Origin of the sequence: Blautia sp. MB18-30 (assembly GCF_023669475.1) — a bacterium.
Taxonomy (GTDB): Bacteria; Bacillota; Clostridia; order Lachnospirales; family Lachnospiraceae; genus Blautia_A; species Blautia_A fusiformis.
Map to the genome: position 1 here is coordinate 58,096 of NZ_JAMOYY010000001.1, position 19,832 is coordinate 77,927.

Here is a 19,832-nt window from a genome sequence, read left to right on the forward strand (position 1 = left end):
CATAGATGTATGCAGCGAAAACCTGTCCTTATACCACTATTGTCCAACTTTTTCCTGATACATGGGACTTCCCTGATCCATTTAAACACTGCTCTTGCTATCTCTTTTTTTCCTGATCCGTATCAGCAGCACGATCCCCGCAATCCCTGTAAAAATACTGATAAACTGGGAAGTCGACAAAATTCCCACACTTCCACGGATAATATCCCCACGGAAAAACTCGATCACAAACCGTCCAATGCTATAAAAGATCAGATAACAGGCAGTAACCTGACCATCTTCTTTTTTGTTCCGTGCGATCAGCAACAACAAAAGAAAATGCAGAAAATCCAGTCCGCTGGAATACAACTGCGTCGGGATCAGCGCCACGTGATTGGGCGCATATTCGGAATTCTGAAATATCACAGAAAAAACACTCTCTGTCTCTTTTCCATAACAGCAGCCCGCCAGGAAACATCCGATCCGTCCAAATCCCTGGGCCAGTGCCACAGATGGCAGGATCACATCCGCGTATTTAAAAAATACAAGCTTTCTGATCCTGCAATACAGAAGCCCCGTCAGTATCCCGCCGATGATACCGCCAAACACCACAAAACCGGAGCTTAAAGTTTCCATTATAAATCCCGGATCCTGAACAATTGATTTCCACTCTGTGATCCAGAAGAGAAGCTTTGCACAGAAAAATCCACCCACCAGGCACCACAGGATCATTGGAAAGATCTGTTCACTGTCAAGCTTCTGTTTTCCGGCTCTGTATTCTGCAGTCAGGCAGCCTGCCACAATTCCAATGGCGATCATCAGACCATAACCGTATACCGTAAATGGCCCGATGGTAAGAAGTTCATTTTTCATCGGTTTCCTCCTGTTATCTCATTCTTATTTCCGTCATGATCTTCGCTCCCGTATGCGGACAGAAAACACTCCAGCAATGTAGCATTGGCCCGGTCATTCAAGGCGCTGTTTCCAGATTCTGCTACATCACATTCACCACAGATATCCACGCCCAGGATTCCCTCTGCACATATTTCTCTGACTCTCTTCAGACATTCCAGCATCGTATTCAGGCGCATATCCCCCTGGCTCCAGTTCGTGTCCGCATCATCCTTGCAGAGAACATCTTTATCCACAGAAATGTACAGCGGCAGCTTTCCCACATGCTTGCTTACAAACGCACACACCTGCGCCTCTTCCATTTCCAGAAGCTTCTCTCTGCTCAAGAATTCCACCTTTTCCTGAATCTCCGATTCCACTCTGGAAAAAGCTTCCTCATCCGGGCCGATCAGGATCACCCTTTTAAGCAATGGAAGTTCCATAACAGAATCGTAGATCCATCCTCCGCAGGAAAGCAGACCTCCGAATGCCGGCGGCTGCATATCCGTGTGATTGTCAAATACAAGAAGCGAGAAAGGCTCCGATATCTTTTCCAGCCAGATTCTTGTCATATAGTGATAGTTTCCGGAATCAATAAAATGGATTCCTCCGGAAGAATAAGGGGCAATACGGCTGCGAATGGCATTCATCGCATCCTCATCACAGTAGCAGTTGGTTCCGGGAATGTCCCTGGCCTCCACCCGGGATACTTCTTTTCCCCTCCAGAACTGCTGATCCTCATATATTCCGGAAAAATCCATCATCAGTATCTTTATATTTTTATCTGTATTTTTCATGTGCACATCTTACCACGGAATGGCAGATGATGCAAGAGAAGGGTCAGTCCTTCCACTCTTCCAGTTCTTCATCGGAACCGTCCAGAAGATCCTTCAGGCTGCCGGTTTCCGCCTGGTCTTTGCCTACAGCCCAGAGCTTCATCTCCACATTCTCCGGTTCTTTTTCCCAGCGGGAATTCTTCTGCTTTTGCTCTTCTTCCGGTTCTGTGGATTCTTCTGTCTCTTTTCTGTCCGCAAAATATCCGTCTGCATCCTGCGCCGGCATAGCCGCTGTAGTCTCTGCTGTAGTTTCTGTTGGATATTCTGTTTCCTTCCCACTCTGCTGCTCACTCGGCGCGTTTTCATCCTGGGTTCTTATATCATTTGGCACATCCATATCTGCCGTTTCATTTACAGCATCTGAACTGTCTGCACCAGAATCTTCCTCCTCTGTCTCCGCTTTTTTTGCGATCTTTCGAAGCCCCAGCTTCATAATAATATAGAATACGATATCTGCAGCTCCGTCGCACACCAGCACCCAGCCGGAAAAGATCAGCAGAGTCATGATCTTCGGAAATCTTCCAAACAGCATCACGATTCCAAGTGCAATGAAAACAAGACTTCCGATCAGAAGCACGCTCCATGCGCCGTTTCCTCCTTTTTTCAGAAGGAATGCTCCTTTAAACTTCCACAGACTGTCAACCAGTACAAAAGCGCTGAGCATCCATGGAAGCAGTTTGATCACGATAGACGGTGTCATAAAAAGAAACACCCCTAGCACAAAAACAACCACACCACTTAGAAGATCCATGATCGTAGCTTTCGCTTTTCCACGTATGTAAATATAGATATGATAAATGCCAGCTCCGATGAGGATCAGCCCGAATACTACTTTGCAGATCACGTCCACCGTCTGCGTGGGGATCAGAATCAGGCAAAGTCCCAGCAGTATATAAAATACTGAGGAGATGATCTCACCCTTTAGAATGTTGTTGATTTTTTCACCCATGTTCCTTCATACCTCCTCTGTTATTCCAACAGTATAGCTCTTTTCCACTGGTCAGTCCACCCTGAACCGTCAAAAAAATTTCTTTTTTCCAGAAAAATATTCTTATAATTCAATACAGCCCGAAGGACTTTTCCGGCGTCATTTCGCCTTGTTCCTTCAGGCTGTATTTTACTTTTTATGTTTCTTCTTTTTTGTCATAAGACCACCGATCCGTCCGGTTTCTTTTGCAGAAAGGCTTTTCCACCCGTCTTTGATCACTTTATCCAGAACTCCCATCTCATCGGCAATCTCGTATTTCAGTTTTTCCGCCTGGGAAAGCTTTCCCTCAAGATATGCTTTTACTTCTTTCTCCCTGTTCATCTTCCACACTCCTCATCTTTTTTATGGAGTATGGACAATTTCCGGAGAAATTATGCATTCTGAAAAATATGTCCGTCCTTTATGGGTACTGTCATTTTTAATCCGGGATAATGATCGCCGCAATGATATATGCCAGGATTCCGGCTCCGCCCATCAGCGTGATGATCACCCATACCAGCCGGACAAGAGTCGGATCGATATTAAAGTATTCCGCAATTCCGCCGCAGACACCACATAACATACGGTTTACTGATGATTTGTATAGTTTTTTGTTACTCATAATGCTTCCTCCTTTAATCTTCTTCAAATTCAACCTGAACGTTTCCCATTCCGCAATCCAGTTTTATATTTTTCGTGGCACCTTCATTTGTGATCTGTTTATTTCCGGAAGTAATGGATGTTTCCAGAGAATCATCCACCTCCAGATTTCCAAGACCACATTTCAGCTCATAATTATACTCAGTAGCTTTTCCTGTAAGTGTAAGCTCCATATCTCCCATACCACAGCTTCCTTTTAAATTCTCCACCTGAAGTTCACTGATGTCAGCAGTTCCCACTCCGACTGTAAAATCTGCTTCCTTTATATCCAGGCTGCCGGAATTTTCAATGGTTCCGGCCCCCACATTTACTTCCATCTGCTCCGCTTTAAAATCACCATCCAGTTCGATGGTTCCGGCTCCCATCTGAAGTTTTATCTTCTGAAAGCTTAAGTTTTCCGGGCAAAAAATTTCTATGGAACGGTTTCTCACTTTTTGATTGCTTGCAATTCTCAGACTACCGTTGTTATTGCTGATCTGAATGCGATTGTGATCCTTCCCTGAAACTTTCACCTGAACTTTATCCTCATTCCATGTTTTCAAAACCAGTTCTTCGTATCTCAGATCACAGAAAAGGTCTGACACAGCCGAGGCCTCATATATTTTCGTATATGCGGAACTGTCTGCACTGTCTGCCAGAACGCCCTTCTCAGTTACCGCGCTCTCTGCAGCTGCCTGAAAATCGTCCTCCTGCTCATCCATATCTTCCTCGGAATCTTCCACTTCCCAGCTGTCTTCATGATCCAGAACACGAAGCACCTGCGTGATTCCTTGATCCAGAACACTCACATCTCCCATAGTCGCTCCCATGGCAGCTCCGCCGGCAGTAAGTCCCAGGCCTGCCACACCGAATACCGCTGCAAGGATCAGAATTACCTTCAGAAAACGTTTCATACTTTTTCCGCCTTTCTTCCATTCAGGAGATTGCTGCAGAATCCCGTAAATTTCCGCAGGATCGCAGGCAATATCTTACCTGTAAACCACACCGTCAGTAACAGTAACAAAAGTCCAAGTGCCATCATCAGGCATCCGATACCGATCGTCAGGATTCCGGCCGGCGGAAGAGACACCGTCATGGCAATCCCAACAACAATGCACGCAGCTGCACCGATCACAAGGATGATCGATCCCGCTCCTGCAAAAAATGTCAGCAGGAAAGGCAGCAATGCCAGTGTCACCAAAATCCCCAGTACTCCGCCAAATAATCCTTTTATCAGAGGAGCCGCAAAAACAAGAACGATCAGCGCAAGAATGATTCCTGCCTTATTCTGCTTTTTCTCTGCGTGATAGCCGCGCTGGGCACGTCTTTTCCTGCGGTCTTCGAAATTTTCTGTATTTCCCGTATCACGATGGGCCTCTCCCTGTCCATTTCCGTATACGGTTACTTCTGTATAATGGTCCGGCATTTCCCCGTTCTCTTTCACACGGGTATCCTGATATCCGTTCTCTGTGTATTCCCCGTAATCTTCACTGTTCTCCTGAAGATCTGCCTTAATGATCGCAGCAACTTTCCCCGGATTTCCCAGTTCCCGGATCACTTCTCCTTCATTCTCAGAACCTGCATCATCAAAATATCCTTCATAATATTCCAGTGCTTCCTGTCTCTCTGCCTCTGAAATATCGGAAAGCAGCCGTTCAAGCTGTTCCATAAACTGCTTTCTGTTCATAATCAAACTCCCTCCTCAAACATCCTGGTGATCTTGGATGAATAGATCTCCCATTCACTTCTGTAAAGATTCAGCTGCGCTGCGCCCTTATCTGTCAGCTTATAATATTTCCGGTTTCTGCCTGCATATTCCATATTGTAGGCTTCCAGACATTCATCCTTCTGAAGCCTGCGAAGGACCGGATACAGCGTAGATTCTGAAACCTCCAGAACACTTCGCACATCCTGGGTGATCTTGTACCCGTAGGTACCGTCCTTCTCTCTGGAAATAACAGCCAGGACGATCGCATCCAGGAGGGCTGCTCCTGTATTAAATACCATCTGCTCACCTCTCTATGACCTGTAAAACGGACATTCACATTCCGTCTTACTACATGCTGATGAACGCGATCACTTCACGATCCAACGCTCACATGATAAGTCATGTAATATTGTTCTGTGAATAATACTATATATCGTATAATATAGTTTTGTCAATAGTATTTAGAAAAATCCCTCTATACTTTATAATATTTTTCGGAAACCACTCTTTTCACACAATATTCGAAAGAGTCAAGTTTATATTATGGAGGAAATTATGACAGATTCAGATAAAATACAGACATTACCGCTTCCTTTTCTGGAGCGTATGAAAGAAATGCTGGGAGATGATTATGATGCTTTCCTGAAAAGCTACAAAAATCCCCGCACCTACGGTCTACGTGTAAACACTGCCAAGCTCTCCTGCCAGGATTTTCAGGCGCTTTCCCCTTTCCCTATCCGGCCGATCCCGTGGATCAATACCGGATACTTCTACGAGGAGGAAAGCCGCCCTGCACGATGTCCTTACTACCAGGCGGGCCTTTATTATCTCCAAGAACCAAGTGCCATGACACCGGCTTCCAGGCTTCCCATCGAACCTGGAGATTTTGTCCTGGACCTCTGCGCAGCTCCCGGAGGAAAAGCCACTGCCCTGGGTGCAGCCTTAAATGACACCGGATTTCTTCTTGCCAACGATATCAGTACTTCCAGAGCCAGAGCCCTTCTTAGGAATCTGGAGCTTTTTGGCATGAAAAATATGCTCGTCACCGACGAAAAGCCCGCCAAACTTGCCCAGCGTTTTCCTGCTTTCTTCAATAAGATCCTTCTGGACGCTCCATGCTCCGGGGAAGGCATGTTCCGAAAAGAGGAAGCCCTTGCCCGCGACTGGACACCGGAAAAATCTGCTGAGCTTTCTGATATCCAGAAAGACCTGGTCTTAAAAGCTGCCGATATGCTCCGTCCGGGCGGAATGCTGCTTTATTCCACCTGCACTTTTTCCCCATGTGAAGACGAAGAAGTGGTAGCCTATCTTCTCAGACAACGCCCGGATATGGAACTTATGGAAATGCCAGAATATGAAGGCTTCTCCAGCGGCCGCCCGGAATATGCCGGCACAGCAGACACTTCCGATTCCGAAATCGCGTTAAGCTTAAATGCATTTAATCCGGAAGAACTTCAAAAATGCGTCCGGATCTTTCCACACAAAATGGATGGCGAAGGTCATTTTCTCGCCCTGTTCCGCAAAAAAGGTGACTCTCTTCCACCTGTTTTCCGCTTTTCCGCAAAAGGACCGGACAAAAATACCCGGAAATGGCTGGAGGAATTTTTCTCTGAGATCGGCCTGAAAACCATCGGCGGTCAGGAATTTGACTGGAACCGTGTGGAAGTCCGCAAAGATAAAGTATACTATCAGCTGCCCTTCCCGCTGGATCTCCGCGGAATCTCCTTTCTTCGAAACGGCCTCTACCTGGGTGATCTGAAGAAAAACCGTTTTGAGCCGTCTCAGCCTCTGGCGCTGGCGCTTCACAAAGGAGATGTGGAAGCAGTTATCTCCCTGCCGGTTTCTGATGAGCGGCTTACCCGTTATCTGAAAGGCGAAACTCTTATGATCGAGCCGGAAGAGGCCGCTCACAAAAAAGGCTGGCACCTTCTCTGTGTGGACGGTTATCCTCTCGGCTTCGGAAAGCTTGTAAATGGGATCCTGAAAAACAAATATCCTGCTGGCTGGAGAGTGTAATCTCTCCGCCGCAGGATATCTGCCCACATTAACATATCATTTCATTTTCAGATCAGAGACTGAACGCTTCTCCAAGAGTAAACGAATAAATATACCGTTCCTTCACCTTCCGGCCTGTCATCCGTTCCAACGCCTGGGCGTAATCCTCCAGCTGTACATGATAACGGTCGATCAGCTTCTGTTCTTCTCCACGTCTCACAAAGTCCGTTTTATAATCCACCAGAACGATTTCTTCATCCTCTATAAAATACGCATCAATGATTCCCTGTACCAGAACATTTTCCTCACACTGCCACTGCGGATCAAGCTCCGAAGCTTTTCTTGCGATCACAAAAGGCTGCTCCCGGAACAGAAGTCTCTTCTCTGAAGCTGCTTTCATCCGCTGTCCGAGAGGTGTTTCCACAAAATTCCAGATATCCTTTACCCGGACCGACTCAGCCTCTTTTCTTTCCATCTTCCTAGCGTCAACCCATTCTCTCAGCTGTCTGCGGATCTCATCCTTGTTTGCTGTCTTCTGATAGTCCAGGCATTCCATTACACGATGATAAGCCGTTCCACGAAGTGCCCCTGTATACCCTTCCTCTTTCTTCTCCTCGATAAATCGGGGAACCAGCGGCTGGATCTCTTCTTCCGTCTCATAATCCACCGTTTCTTCCAGATCCTGCTCACTGTGGTAGCTTCGCTTTTTCAGTTCTGATACACTCACCTTCACAGGAAGATCTTCCAGATAGTGATAGGGATATACAAAGGAAAAACGTCTCTGGATCTCCTCCCGGATCTCACTGTCAAAAACTCTGCCCGGATTCCAGTTCTCCAGTGTTTCCTTCTTCATTTCCCGCTCTGCCTGTTCCATAACCTCACTTTCTGTCAGTTCCCGTGCTGTGACCCGTGTAACTTTGAATTCTGCCGGATCTTTGTACAGAGGATTTGCGGTATTCATAAAGATGCCATACTCATGAAATAATGGTGCCATGCAGCGATGCCTTGCCAGTGCCGGAAGCACATAATCCCAGTAAGTCTTCCCGCCAAGCCTTCTGCCCAGAGAAAGCAATGGTTCCTCACTGTCCCTTAATGCGGACAATTCCCCCAATTCCGGATGCAGGGCTCCAATGGTTCCACTGAGGATCAGTTTTTCCTTTGCACGTGTAAGCGCTACATAAAGTACCCTCAGCTCTTCACCGAGACTTTCCATCAGAAGCGCTCTCCGTATGATCTGCTTACACAGGGATGGAGCGATGATCCTCTTCTCCGGCAGGATCGCATCCGCACCGATCCCCAGCTCCGGATGGATCAGGATACTTGCGTTCATATCCCGGAAATTAAAGCGTTTTCCCATTCCTGCTGCAAACACTACCGGAAACTCCAGTCCCTTGCTCTTATGGATTGTCATAATCTGTACTGCACTTTCCCCGGTTCCGGAAAGATTTACCTCCCCGTAATCCACCTGATACTGCTGAAGCTTCTGGATATATCTTACAAAATTAAAAAGGCCTCGATAGCTTGTCTTCTCATATTCCATTGCCTTTTCCACAAGCATGTTCAGGTTTGCATTCCTCTGTTCACCATTTGGCATTGCCTTTGCATGGTCTCCATATCCGGTACGTGCAAGTACCTCCAGGATCAGCTGATGGACCGGCGTGTAAGCCGCCTTATCACGAAGTGTATTCATGGTGTCCATAAAACAGGACAGCTTCTCTCCGAGGATTTTTTTGTTTTCCTCAAAGCTCCCATGCTTTCTGTAGTCCTCCACAAACCTGCACACACATTCATAGATCATTCCTTCCGGATATGCGATCCGAAGCTCAGCCAGCTCTTCTGTGGTACATCCAACGATCGGTGAACGCAGTACGCCGGTCATGGGAATATCCTGCAGCGGATTATCCAGGATCCGGAGATAATTCAGCAGTGTCACAACCTCTGTTGCAGAAAAATATCCGGTTCTGGAGGCCGTATATACCGGTATCCCTCTTGCACTCAAAACCTCCCCGAAGGTTTCAGCCCAGCCAGAAGCAGATCGGAGCAGGATCACGATATCTCCATATTGAAGAGGTCGATACTCTCCCGTTTCCTTATCCAGCACCCGTTCATGCCCTACCATAGATCGGATTCTTCCTGCAATGGCAAGGGCCTCCAGCTCTCTCTCATTCTCCGTTACTTCTTCATCCTCCTCTTCCAGCAGCGGACTGTATTTATCCACAAGAAGAATCTCTGTTTTTACAAATTCCGGATCCTGGCCTTCCGGAAAAGAAGCTCCGGGATACAGAGCTGCCGCCTCGTCGTAAGCAATTCCTCCCAGATCTTCCCCCATGATCTGCCGGAAAATAAAGTTGACACTTTCAAGGACTTCCGGTCTGCTTCGGAAATTTTTGTGCAGGTCGATTCGCTGTTCCGGACTGTCTTCCAGTGAATAGCTCTTATATTTTTCCATGAACAGTTCCGGACGGGCCAGACGAAAACGGTAGATGCTCTGCTTTACATCTCCTACCATAAATATATTTTTGCGTTCATTGACCCAGCCGGAAACTGTCTGCATCAGGATCTCCTGAACCAGATTACTGTCCTGATACTCATCCAGCAGGACCTCATCATATTTTTCAGAAAGCTCTCTTGCCGCCTGGCTGGGCACATAGGTTTCTCCTTCCTTTTTCAGAAGGATGTCCAGGGCAAAATGTTCCATATCTGAAAAATCCAGAACATTTTTTTCACGCTTCTTTGCCTGGAAACGTTCTGCAAAATCCTTTGTCAGCTTTACCAGCATCTCCAGCGGTGGTGCAGATGCTTCTGTCAGTTCCGTCAGCTCAGCCAGATTTCCGTAAAAATATCGGATTCCCAGTTCCTTCAGATTATCTTTTGCATCTTCGCGAAGAGCTTTTACCAGATTTTTCAGCTGCTCCGATACTCCCTCCATTTTTTTTGAGGAAAGTCTTGCAAACTTCAGATTCCGGAGATTCTGCGCTATCTCATCATAATCCCTTTTAACGGACAGTTGTTTTAACTGCCGAATCAGTATCATATCCTTTTCCAGAGCCTCCAGATAAAGCTCCGGTCCATCCTGGAGCTGACAGGTCTTCATTGCGGTTTCTGTAAGCTCTTCCGCTTCTTTCAGTGCGCAGTCTGCAGCCTCCCACAGATATCGGAACCATCGCGTTCCCTCAAGACCTTTTTCCGGATCCAGATGATAATTCTCCACACATCTGTCCAGCCATTTTTCGGGCCATGGATTACTCATCGCAGCATTATAAAGCTCCAGCACATGTTCCTTCAGTCCTTCATCCGTTTTTCCTGGCGCATAGCATTCCACAAATGCAGTAAAATCTGCCTTTCTTTCTGCATAATGATCTTCAAAAAGCTCCTTCAGCACATCTTCCTGCAAAAGCTTCAGTTCACCCTCATCTGCAGTCCGGTAACCCGGATCCAGTCCGATCAGATGAAAATAATTTCGGATCACATAGGCGCAAAACCCGTCAATGGTAGTGATCTGTGCCGTATGGATCAACGTCATCTGTCTCTGCAGATGCTCATTATCCGGATCTTCAGCCAGTGCCTGATCCAGTCCACGTTCGATACGTTCCCGCATCTCTCCCGCTGCCGCCCTTGTAAATGTCATGATCAGAAGACGGTCAATGTCCACCGGTTTCAAAGGATCCATGATCTTACTTAAGATCCTCTGCACCAGCACTGCAGTTTTACCGGAACCGGCTGCTGCGCTGACCAGAATATTCCGGTCTCGGAGCGTGATGACCTTTTTCTGCTCTTCAGTCCATTTCACTGCCATTCTCTTCCTCTCCCTTCATGATCTTTTTCCACAGTGCATCTTCTTCTATGGACGACAGCCTGTGAAACTCATATCCCGGTATCTTCCTGTCGAAGCCGCACACAGTAAGATACGGACAATATGTGCAGGCATTCTTTTTTCCAAGTTCATAGGGTTCCACTGCCGCATTTCCATCCAGGATCGATTCCCTGATGTCACAGATCTTTCTCCGCACATACGCTCCCAGAGCATCAAACTGCTTCCTTGAGGCAACAGAAGATCTTTTGCTGAAGCTTCCGTCCCGGTTCAGGGATACCGGTATGGAGGCCATAGTGCTGTCGATTTTGGTACTCATATTATCATCTGCCTGTACAAGCCCGTTCATTTTCATTTTCTTCAGCATCTGCTCATTGATGCTTTCCATATCCGCATGGATCTTCTCCTGTATCATAGGATCCTTCACATTATAATAAAACACACCGGCCGGAACGATCTCGCGATCCGGATACTTCCGTTTTTCCACCTGTAATGCTCCATCCAGATAGACCATCAGCTGAAGCTGAAGGCCATGATACAACGCCAGCAGATCAAACGAAGTATTTCCGGTTTTATAATCGATCACCTTCACATAGACCCGGTTGTTCTCCGGTTCTTCCATGATATCCACACGGTCGATCCTTCCGCCCTGAAACCTCACCTCAAATCCTTCCGGCCGGAATGCTCCATGCTTCAGCTGTTCCTGCAAAGCCCATACGGTACGCCGCAAAATACGTCTGGTCCGTTCGATCATATATTCATTTCTCGCACTGCTTTTAAGGATCGTATTTCCGTAATCTGCGGAAACCTGATCCAGACAGCTGTCTATGATACGGTTTCGCTCTTCCTCCGTAAGCTCTGCCCAGTCCAGTCCCTCTTTTCGGACTTCCGCCGCAAATTTTTCCAGTGCCATATGCATGACATTTCCCATATCCATAGCCCGGAACTCATACTCTGCACGTTCTGTAACCTTCAGGCCATACTGCAGAAAATGTGCAAATGCACAGGCCGCAAAACGCTCCAGCCGGGTAGCACTGTACGGGGAAATTTCTCCATAGAGGATCTTTGCCACTGTTTTTCCGATCTTATCTGACGGTCGTTCTGAAAAAGATGCCTCTGTAAGCTTTTTTACAAGGATCCGGTATTCTGGGCTCTGAAGATACCAGCTGTACAGTTCCTGGAAGACCGCATTATCCTGGTAAGCTTCTCCTGCAAGCCCTCTCAGAAAATAATCCAGGCTGATTCCCGGAAGCTCCAGTAATTCCATAGGTTCCTGCATATCTCCGCACTGCCGGATCTTCATTTCCGGAAACATCTCCCGGATATTACTGACAAGAAAGGCCGGACTCAGGGCTTTTCCCTGGCTGTCAGACTGACAGAAGGACAGACAGAGCAGTTCTCTTGGCTTGGTCATGTTCAGATACAGATAAAATCGCTGCATGTTCATCAGTTCCTTGGGCCCCGGTGCAAGCTGGATCCCCTGATCTTTAAAAAATTCTCTGTCAATCTCCGTAAGCATTCCTCCACCGGATGTATTCTTCGGAATATTCCCTTCATTTACTCCCACAAAAAACAGTGCACGGATATCCTTCAGCCTGGTTCTCTCCATATCTCCCACAAGTACCTGGTCCATACTTGGCGGGATCAGAGCCACCTTGGCCTGGTTCAGTCCTGTTTCCAGAAGCTGACGGAAATCCTGGCGGTTCACGGTTTCCTCTCCAAGGATCTCCACCATATTATCCAGAAGTTCCATAACAATTCCGTAGATCTGGGCATATTCCTTTTCCATGGCCTTGTCGCCCTGTTCCTTGAATTTCAGTTCCTGATGCTTCAGTTTCTGCTGCACCTGGCTCCGCACTGCAAACTCGTAGAGAAAAGTACAGTATTCCCGCACCGTCTTTTTCCCACCTTTAAAGCTTAGCGCAAGCTCTCTGGTCTCATCTGCGAACCGCTGCCGGATCTCATTAAGCCTCTGAATGCTTTCCGGCGGCATTCCCCGGTAAATACGCACCCACACTTCATCCCATTTCTTAAATCCACGGATACCAAGAGCCAGCACATAATTCTCCAGAAGGTCTGCTTCCTCCCTGGTCACACAGGACATTCCGCACCGGAGATACCGGAATACACTCTCATAGGAAAAATCCTGCACTGCCATCTCAAGTGCTGCCCGGAAATATTCTACAAACGGATTCATCAGGACCGTATGCTTCTCATCAATGAAATACGGGATCCCTGCTGCTGTAAATACCTGCTTTGCAAGATTTCCATACTCCTCCAGGTTACCTGTGATCACGGCGATCTCACCGTAACGGCAGCCCTTTTCCCTTACAAGTCTGGCGATCCGGCGGGCAGCTTCTTCCATTTCTTTCTGCGGGTTCACTGCCGAAAACATGCAGATCTCATCCTGCGCTTTTTTATATATATTTTTTCGGTAACGGAAGATATTTTTTTCAAGGAAATGAAGGGCAGGTGCCTGGGAAAAGCGGGATTTTCCCACATCCTTCAAAAGAACCGGTGTCTCGATCTCCCTGGTCAGCTCCGAAAGCCCGTGGATCATCTGACGGCTCATATAAAAAAGCTGATAAGGTTTTCCTCTCATGCTCAGATTCTCATCCGCATCCATGGTCACCGTTACCATCACCTTCTCACAGACAGCAAGAAGTTCTCCCACAACACGCATCTGAATAGGCGTAAAACCGGTGTAACCATCCAGAAGGAGTACACTGTTTTTCATTTTTTCAGAAAACGGAAGAGCTTTTTCCAGCGCATCCATTACTTCTTCTCCTGTCATATAATGATCCTTCAGATATCCGGTAAATGCCTGGTAAAGAACAGCTACGTCTTTCAGCTTCATCTGAAGTAACGCTCTGTCACCGGAATCCTCGATCATCTCCTGGATCTCACTGTCCCGGATATCGTACTGCATAAACTCCGACAGGATAGACTTCACTTCATCCAGGTATCCCGCTTTACGCATCTGACCTCCCAGATAGGAAAGCTCCTTTCCATGCTGCTGTACCATCTTCTGCAGCACCATACTCTTACCGGTTTCTTCCAGAAGGATGCGGCTATCTCCTCCAACTTCCTCCAGAACACGGTATGCAAGACGCTCAAAGCTCAGGATATCAATATTCAGGATTCCCCTGCCCGGACTCATCTCCACCAGTGTCTTCTGGGTCTGCATGGTAAACTGCTCCGGCACGATCACATAAAAAAGCTTCTCAGGATGCAGCCCCGCCTGTTCTATGATATTCTGATAAGCATAACAGGATTTTCCGCTTCCGGAACTTCCTATGATAAACTGTAATGACATCTTCATCCTCCCGATCACTTGCAGATTTTCAGTCATTCCGGCGCCATCCTGCGCCTGAAGTATTCCTATCATACCACAAATTCTGCTCCTATAGAACGGTCGTTCTCTATATTCTGAAATATCTGCCTGCTCTTTTCCTTATTTTTCCAGGCACAGTATCGGATAACCTGCGCACAGCTGTGGCATAAATCCTCCCTCCCGATAATAAACTATATAAAAAGCTTTGGGAGGCGTGCGCCATGAGTTCCAAAACCAGGATCATCGTCCTACATATGAAAGAGATCATTTACACAGCTGTCTTTCTGGCTCTCGCTGTTGTTCTGGCTGTCGTTCTTTTCTTCATGTTCGGTCCCGGAAAAAATGCCAGTCATACAGCCAGCGAAAAATCCCGCTACAAGCCGGGCGTCTATACCTCTTCCATCACCCTGAACGAGAATACCTTCGATGTGGAAGTTACTGTAAATGCTGACAGGATCAAGGCCATCCGTCTGGTGAATTTAAATGAAGCCACAAAAGCTTCCTATCCTCTTATGGAACCGGTTCTGGATTCTTTGGCAAGTCAGATCTATTCCAGTCAGTCCCTGGAAGACATTCAGTACGCAGGAGACCGGAAATATACCTCCCAGGTACTCCTTTCAGCTATCACGGATGCAGTAAAAAAAGCGGAGAACACTTAAGCTCTCCGCTTTGCAATCTACGTTCAGATTTCAATCTTCTCCAGCACATCCTGCCAGATCCTTGCACTTGCATCACTTGGCATTCTGAGATCTCCTCTTGGAGAAAGTGCCACACTACCTACCTTCGGGCCATCCGGCAGACAGGAACGCTTGAACTGCTGGGCAAAAAATCTCCGATAGAAGGTTTTCAGCCATTTCAGGATCGTCTCTTTATCATAAATCCCCTCAAAGGTCAAGCAGGCAAGCCTGTAGATCTTATCCGGTGTAAATCCTGCACGCAGCATGTAATACAGATAAAAATCATGAAGCTCATAAGGTCCTACCAGATCCTCCGTCTTCTGGGCGATCTTGCCATCCTTAGGAGGAAGAAGCTCCGGGCTTACCGGAGTATCCAGGATATCCAGAAGAACCTCCTTCAGTTCCTCATCTCCGCAGGTATCCGCATAATAACGTACCAGATGACGTACCAGTGTCTTCGGGACAGAAGCATTTACACCATACATGGACATGTGATCGCCATTATAGGTTGCCCAGCCAAGAGCCAGCTCGGAAAGGTCTCCGGTTCCCACAAGAACACCGCCTTCCTTGTTTGCCGTATCCATCAGGATCTGCGTACGCTCACGTGCCTGGCTGTTCTCATACGTCACATCGTGGATCTCCGGATCATGTCCGATATCCCGGAAATGGATATTTACCGCCTCTTTAATATTTACCTCGGTAAGCCTTGCACCAAGGCAGCGGCTTAACTTGCAGGCATTCTGATAGGTTCTGTCTGTGGTTCCAAAGCATGGCATGGTCACACAGTGGATCTGTTCTCTCGGCATTTCCATCCGGTCAAAGGCACGTGCCATTACAAGAAGCGCCAGGGTAGAATCCAGTCCTCCGGAAAGTCCTACTACCGCACTCCTGCTGTGGATATGCTCCATACGTTTCTTAAGTCCCATAGCCTGGATGTTCAGGATCTCCTCGCAGCGCTCATCACGCTCTTCCTTCACAGACGGAACGAAGGGATACTGTGGATATTTTCTGGTAAGTCTTGTTTCCTCCTCTGCTACGGAAAAATCAACTCTTGTATGACTGCAGGTAGAAACTGCCGGATACGTGGACATTCTTCTTCTCTCATCAGCCAGTCTCTGCACATCAATCTCACTGTAAATGATGCCGTTCTCAAAGCGTCTGCTTTCCGCAAGCATGGAACCGTTCTCTGCGATCATATTCTGTCCGCCAAACACGAGATCCTGGGTAGACTCCCCTTCCCCTGCACTGGCATAAATATATCCGCAGATCAGTCGTGCTGACTGCCCGCTTATCAGAGTTCTCCGGTAGGAATCCTTACCTACCATCTCATCACTGGCAGAAAGATTAACGATGATATGCGCACCGTTGACGGCATGACGGATACTTGGCGGCGCAGGGACCCAGAGATCCTCACAAAGCTCTGCTGCAACGGTGAATTCCGGAAATTCCTTACATTCAAAGATCAGCTCTGTTCCAAAAGGAATTTCATCCCAGAACTCATCCTCCTCATTTTTCTCGCACTTCAGGAAGTCCACAAATTCCACATCTTCTACCTCTGCACCTGCAAACTGTCTCTGCTCATAAAACTCATTATAATTCGGAATATGCGTCTTCGGCACAAATCCCACGATACGGCCATGATTCAGAGCTGCTGCCACATTATAGAGCTTGCCTCTGTGACGCAGCGGGAGTCCCACAAAGATCAGGGCGTCCGTCTCCCTTGTCTCCTCTGCAATATGCAGAAGCTCATCCCACGCACTGTCCAGAAGACATCTCTGGAGAAAAAGATCGTGACAGGTATATCCTGTGATACAAAATTCCGGAAATACCATCAGCTTGACATGTTCCTTTTCCATTTCATGAATGGCCTTCAGGATTTCCTCTCCGTTTGCCTTGCAGTCTGCAACGGTAACTCTCGGCGTTGCCGCTGCCACCTTGATAAAACCATGCTTCATTTTTTCTTCCTCCCGAGTTTTATCGCTTGCACTCTCTTATGATCCTCTTAAGATCTTCCACGGTAAAATTATAATTCTTATTGCAGAAATGGCAGTTCGTCTCAATGTCCTTGCCTTCCTGGATCATCTCGTTAAGTTCTTTTCTTCCGATGCTGATCAGCGCTTTTTCCACACGCTCTCTGCAGCAGTTGCAATGGAACTGTGTGGGCAGTGTATCATTGATCTCTATGTCAAAGCCTTCCAGTACTTTTTCAAGAAGACTTTCCGGTGTGTGTCCCTGCTCCAGAAGATTGGTAACAGAATCGATCTTTGATACGTTTTCCTCAAGCTTTGCGATCACCTCTTCCTCTGCAAAAGGCATCAGCTGTACAATAAAGCCTCCCGCCTGACGGACTGTATTATCCTTATTCATCAGCACACCCAGTCCTACCGCAGACGGAACCTGCTCGCTGGTTGCAAAATAATAGGTGAGATCTTCTGCGATCTCGCTGGTCTGAAGAGCAACCTGTCCCACATATGGCTCTTTCAGTCCCATATCCTTGATCACATCCATAAAGCCTACGCCGACAGCTCCCGCAACATCCAGCTTGCCTTTGCTGTTTGCCGGGATACATACATCCGGATTCCCCACATAGCCCTTTACATTTCCGTGAGAATCTGCAGTTACTGTGATTCCCTGCAGTGGTCCTCCTGCATGGATCCGAAGTGTAAGGAGATCCTTTTCTCCTTTCATCATAGCTCCCATCATGGCACCGCCGGTAAGGAGACGTCCCAGTGCCGCTGTTGCCACCGGACTGGTGTTATGATTCTTTCTCGCTGTCTCCACCATATCGGTTGTAACAGCCGCAAATGCACGGATCTGGCTGTTTGCCGCTGTTGCTCTTACAATATAATCACTCATATAAAAAATTTCCTCCTTTATTTCTCGTCTGACGGAATTTCCTTTCCATGTTCTCTGGCCACAAAAGTCAGTCTTCCGCTGTCCGGCTTCGGTGCATCCTTGGTGTATGCGTCATAAACCGCCAGCGGGATCAGGCCTGCCTTTTCAAGAAGTTCCCTTACTTTCTCCGGATCATAGGCCTTCTGGTAATGAATTTCCTCGTCTCTCTCATAAAGACCATCTTCTCTCGGAAGAAACAGAGTCAGATCATACACATTGATCCCGGCCTCCTCATCAAATTCATTTTCCCAGATAAAGCTTCCCTCTTCCCGATTCTCTGCAATAGTCGTATTTCCAAGCATTTCCCGGTATTTATACGGGGTGTTCATATCAAATATGAAAATTCCATCCGGATCAAGATAATTGTTCACCAGTTTAAATACAGTAAGCAGATCATCCTCCTCTGTGATGTAATTCATACAGTCACAGACGCTGACGACAGCACGTACCGTTCCATAAAGTTCAAACTCCCGCATATCCTGTTCCAGATAAAGGATCTCATGACCGGATTCTGCACGTTTTTCCATGGCTTCGCCAAGCATTTCCTCAGAGTTATCCACACCGATCATATCATAACCGGACTCAGCCAGAAGCTCTGTCATCACTCCGGTCCCACAGCCAAGTTCCAGCACGATCCCGTCTTCAATTCCGTATTCTTTAAGACTTCCTATAAGATATTCCGCCCATTTTTCATATTCCACATTATCCATGAAAATGTCATAAACTCTGGCAAAATCACTGTATGCTTCCATAAAAACCTCCAAATATTTTCCGGGCGTTCCATCGCCCGCAGCGTTCACATTATACCATGTCTTCCTGTATAAGTATACGCCTCTGACATAATATGACACAAAAAATCCGGGACCGCAGCCACAAAAGCTGTGATCCCGGAATTCTTATCTAACCGAATCTCCTGCTGCTCCAGGCTTTACTGTACAGGCATATAGTATACGTCTGCAGCCTCACCGTGCCAGTAGAAGCTTGTTCCATCCTCTTCATATACATCACAGTCATACTGAGAAGAGAAGGTGAAACGGTTTCCTTCGTTATCCATCCATGCACCGTTTCCGTCCGGAACGATAACACGTGGTTTACCATCGGAGTTTCTGTAAATAGTTCTTGTCTCATCTGTGTTGCCAAGCTGCTCATCTGTAAATCCGCCATTTACGATAGCACCGGAGGAGCTGCTGTCAGTGGATGCAGTTCCATTGGAAGAACCATCAGATGTACTGCTTCCGTCTGTAGATGTTCCGTCAGATGCTGCACTTCCGTCTGTAGATGTGCTTCCGTCGGCAGCTGTAGTTCCATCTGCTGCTCCGTCAGAAGAAGCTGTTGCATTACCATCTGCAGATGCACTTCCGTCAGAGGAAGCTGCTGCATTACCTTTACCGGCAGTCTTGGCTGCGGAACCATTTGCCGCACTCTTCAGAGTGGAATCACCAAGGATCGCAAAGCTGTCGACAGACTCCTGAACCTTTTTCAGAGCATCCTCTTTTTTAACAGATGCCACAAGGCTGTAATACTCACTGTCATTTACAAAGTATTTATTGATAGCATATACATAACCGTCACTCTTGGTCGTATCCTTATATTTCACAGTATAGGAATAAATGTTGATTCCGTCTTTCTGATCTGCCTTGTAATCCTGGATCTCAAAATCGGTTCCATTTACCATGTTCTCTGCCTGTGTCATGGAAACTGCCATATCCTGGGAGTTCGGGATCACTGCAGATTCCAGATCTGCACCGGAGCCGTGAAGGATCAGGATCCTGCCCTGGTCCGGAGACTCGAAGCTTACCATATCTGTCTCATCGGACTTGTTGGCCCAGGTTGCATCTGGAAGCTTGATCGCTACGGATTTATCCTTGGATGTATAGGTTGTATTCTGTGCGTCTGCTGCAACAGTCGGTGTAACCTTCGCTTTTTTCGCCGGTGTCGGAGTAGGAGTAGACTCCACAACCACGCTGTCCTCTTTTCCTCCTCCGAAACTACATGCCGTCATGACACCAGAAAGAGCAACAGTCATAGCTAAAAGTGCAATAAATTTTTTATTCTTCATAGTATCCTCCTCATAATCATCATCAGTCACAAAGTGTGTCC

Annotated in this window: 16 protein-coding genes; 2 read left to right on the plus strand and 14 right to left on the minus strand. The window is 47.1% G+C overall.

The features are described 5' to 3' along the window. Positions 1-81: 81 nt before the first annotated feature. The 8 genes from NCY57_RS00265 to NCY57_RS00300 form a co-directional block, all read right to left on the minus strand. Positions 82-852 carry a prolipoprotein diacylglyceryl transferase gene (locus tag NCY57_RS00265; RefSeq protein WP_129974660.1) on the minus strand — a complete coding sequence of 257 codons (771 nt, stop codon included), beginning with the start codon at positions 850-852 and terminating at the stop codon, positions 82-84. After that, positions 849-1,667 carry an arginase family protein gene (locus NCY57_RS00270; RefSeq protein ID WP_021651344.1) on the minus strand — a complete coding sequence of 273 codons (819 nt, stop codon included), beginning with the start codon at positions 1,665-1,667 and terminating at the stop codon, positions 849-851. The genes NCY57_RS00265 and NCY57_RS00270 overlap by 4 nt, the downstream gene beginning before the upstream one ends. A 43-nt stretch (positions 1,668-1,710) precedes the next feature. Next, positions 1,711-2,655, minus strand: a complete 945-nt coding sequence (locus tag NCY57_RS00275; protein WP_250789318.1) for a DUF308 domain-containing protein — start codon at positions 2,653-2,655, stop codon at positions 1,711-1,713. 168 nt (positions 2,656-2,823) lie between these two features. Then, positions 2,824-3,015 carry a small, acid-soluble spore protein, alpha/beta type gene (locus NCY57_RS00280; RefSeq protein WP_015527205.1) on the minus strand — a complete coding sequence of 64 codons (192 nt, stop codon included), beginning with the start codon at positions 3,013-3,015 and terminating at the stop codon, positions 2,824-2,826. A 97-nt stretch (positions 3,016-3,112) separates the two neighbouring features. Beyond that, entirely contained in the window at positions 3,113-3,295 is a 183-nt protein-coding gene (locus tag NCY57_RS00285) for a PspC domain-containing protein (protein WP_015527206.1), read from the minus strand. A 13-nt stretch (positions 3,296-3,308) separates the two neighbouring features. Further along, positions 3,309-4,226, minus strand: coding sequence for a DUF4097 family beta strand repeat-containing protein (locus NCY57_RS00290; RefSeq protein ID WP_250789320.1), 918 nt, complete (start codon positions 4,224-4,226; stop codon positions 3,309-3,311). Then, on the minus strand, positions 4,223-4,999 hold the full coding sequence (locus NCY57_RS00295) for a DUF1700 domain-containing protein (RefSeq protein WP_250789322.1): 777 nt from the start codon (positions 4,997-4,999) through the stop codon (positions 4,223-4,225). Before NCY57_RS00295 ends, NCY57_RS00290 begins: the two co-directional genes overlap by 4 nt. 2 nt (positions 5,000-5,001) lie before the next feature. Further along, positions 5,002-5,319 carry a PadR family transcriptional regulator gene (locus tag NCY57_RS00300; RefSeq protein ID WP_015527209.1) on the minus strand — a complete coding sequence of 106 codons (318 nt, stop codon included), beginning with the start codon at positions 5,317-5,319 and terminating at the stop codon, positions 5,002-5,004. A 256-nt stretch (positions 5,320-5,575) separates the two neighbouring features. On the opposite strand from NCY57_RS00300, the gene NCY57_RS00305 reads away from it, so the two are divergent. Continuing rightward, positions 5,576-7,036 carry an RsmF rRNA methyltransferase first C-terminal domain-containing protein gene (locus NCY57_RS00305; RefSeq protein ID WP_250789323.1) on the plus strand — a complete coding sequence of 487 codons (1,461 nt, stop codon included), beginning with the start codon at positions 5,576-5,578 and terminating at the stop codon, positions 7,034-7,036. 52 nt (positions 7,037-7,088) lie between these two features. Here NCY57_RS00305 and addA read toward each other — a convergent pair whose 3' ends face one another. Together addA and addB are read right to left on the minus strand one after the other, a co-directional pair. Further along, positions 7,089-10,811, minus strand: a complete 3,723-nt coding sequence (addA, locus tag NCY57_RS00310; RefSeq protein WP_250789325.1) for a helicase-exonuclease AddAB subunit AddA — start codon at positions 10,809-10,811, stop codon at positions 7,089-7,091. Next, positions 10,792-14,214, minus strand: coding sequence for a helicase-exonuclease AddAB subunit AddB (gene addB / locus NCY57_RS00315; protein WP_330638936.1), 3,423 nt, complete (start codon positions 14,212-14,214; stop codon positions 10,792-10,794). Before addB ends, addA begins: the two co-directional genes overlap by 20 nt. 167 nt (positions 14,215-14,381) lie before the next feature. Between addB and NCY57_RS00320 the strand changes: the two genes are divergently transcribed. After that, positions 14,382-14,819 (plus strand): hypothetical protein, encoded by a 438-nt coding sequence (locus NCY57_RS00320; RefSeq protein ID WP_022426589.1) that lies wholly within the window; start codon positions 14,382-14,384, stop codon positions 14,817-14,819. A 23-nt stretch (positions 14,820-14,842) separates the two neighbouring features. Here NCY57_RS00320 and NCY57_RS00325 read toward each other — a convergent pair whose 3' ends face one another. The 4 genes from NCY57_RS00325 to NCY57_RS00340 form a co-directional block, all read right to left on the minus strand. Continuing rightward, positions 14,843-16,792, minus strand: coding sequence for an NAD(+) synthase (locus tag NCY57_RS00325; protein WP_250789327.1), 1,950 nt, complete (start codon positions 16,790-16,792; stop codon positions 14,843-14,845). A 19-nt stretch (positions 16,793-16,811) separates the two neighbouring features. After that, on the minus strand, positions 16,812-17,693 hold the full coding sequence (gene hslO / locus NCY57_RS00330; protein ID WP_110103234.1) for an Hsp33 family molecular chaperone HslO: 882 nt from the start codon (positions 17,691-17,693) through the stop codon (positions 16,812-16,814). Between the two features lie 17 nt (positions 17,694-17,710). Further along, the gene (locus tag NCY57_RS00335; protein ID WP_173733129.1) at positions 17,711-18,484 is read right to left on the minus strand and encodes a class I SAM-dependent DNA methyltransferase; all 774 of its coding nucleotides are present in this window, start codon (positions 18,482-18,484) and stop codon (positions 17,711-17,713) included. Positions 18,485-18,660: 176 nt separating this feature from the next. Next, a complete protein-coding gene (locus NCY57_RS00340) occupies positions 18,661-19,791 on the minus strand; it encodes a hypothetical protein (RefSeq protein ID WP_250789328.1) in 1,131 nt (376 codons plus the stop codon). Between the last annotated feature and the right edge of the window lie 41 nt (positions 19,792-19,832).

Bases quoted from the DNA above. Each gene is read 5' to 3' on its own strand.
- NCY57_RS00265 (WP_129974660.1), bottom strand. From the start codon at position 852: ATGAAAAATGAACTTCTTACCATCGGGCCATTTACGGTATACGGTTAT.
- NCY57_RS00270 (WP_021651344.1), bottom strand. From the start codon at position 1,667: ATGAAAAATACAGATAAAAATATAAAGATACTGATGATGGATTTTTCC.
- NCY57_RS00275 (WP_250789318.1), bottom strand. From the start codon at position 2,655: ATGGGTGAAAAAATCAACAACATTCTAAAGGGTGAGATCATCTCCTCA.
- NCY57_RS00280 (WP_015527205.1), bottom strand. From the start codon at position 3,015: ATGAACAGGGAGAAAGAAGTAAAAGCATATCTTGAGGGAAAGCTTTCC.
- NCY57_RS00285 (WP_015527206.1), bottom strand. From the start codon at position 3,295: ATGAGTAACAAAAAACTATACAAATCATCAGTAAACCGTATGTTATGT.
- NCY57_RS00290 (WP_250789320.1), bottom strand. From the start codon at position 4,226: ATGAAACGTTTTCTGAAGGTAATTCTGATCCTTGCAGCGGTATTCGGT.
- NCY57_RS00295 (WP_250789322.1), bottom strand. From the start codon at position 4,999: ATGAACAGAAAGCAGTTTATGGAACAGCTTGAACGGCTGCTTTCCGAT.
- NCY57_RS00300 (WP_015527209.1), bottom strand. From the start codon at position 5,319: ATGGTATTTAATACAGGAGCAGCCCTCCTGGATGCGATCGTCCTGGCT.
- NCY57_RS00305 (WP_250789323.1), top strand. From the start codon at position 5,576: ATGACAGATTCAGATAAAATACAGACATTACCGCTTCCTTTTCTGGAG.
- addA (WP_250789325.1), bottom strand. From the start codon at position 10,811: ATGGCAGTGAAATGGACTGAAGAGCAGAAAAAGGTCATCACGCTCCGA.
- addB (WP_330638936.1), bottom strand. From the start codon at position 14,214: ATGATAGGAATACTTCAGGCGCAGGATGGCGCCGGAATGACTGAAAAT.
- NCY57_RS00320 (WP_022426589.1), top strand. From the start codon at position 14,382: ATGAGTTCCAAAACCAGGATCATCGTCCTACATATGAAAGAGATCATT.
- NCY57_RS00325 (WP_250789327.1), bottom strand. From the start codon at position 16,792: ATGAAGCATGGTTTTATCAAGGTGGCAGCGGCAACGCCGAGAGTTACC.
- hslO (WP_110103234.1), bottom strand. From the start codon at position 17,693: ATGAGTGATTATATTGTAAGAGCAACAGCGGCAAACAGCCAGATCCGT.
- NCY57_RS00335 (WP_173733129.1), bottom strand. From the start codon at position 18,484: ATGGAAGCATACAGTGATTTTGCCAGAGTTTATGACATTTTCATGGAT.
- NCY57_RS00340 (WP_250789328.1), bottom strand. From the start codon at position 19,791: ATGAAGAATAAAAAATTTATTGCACTTTTAGCTATGACTGTTGCTCTT.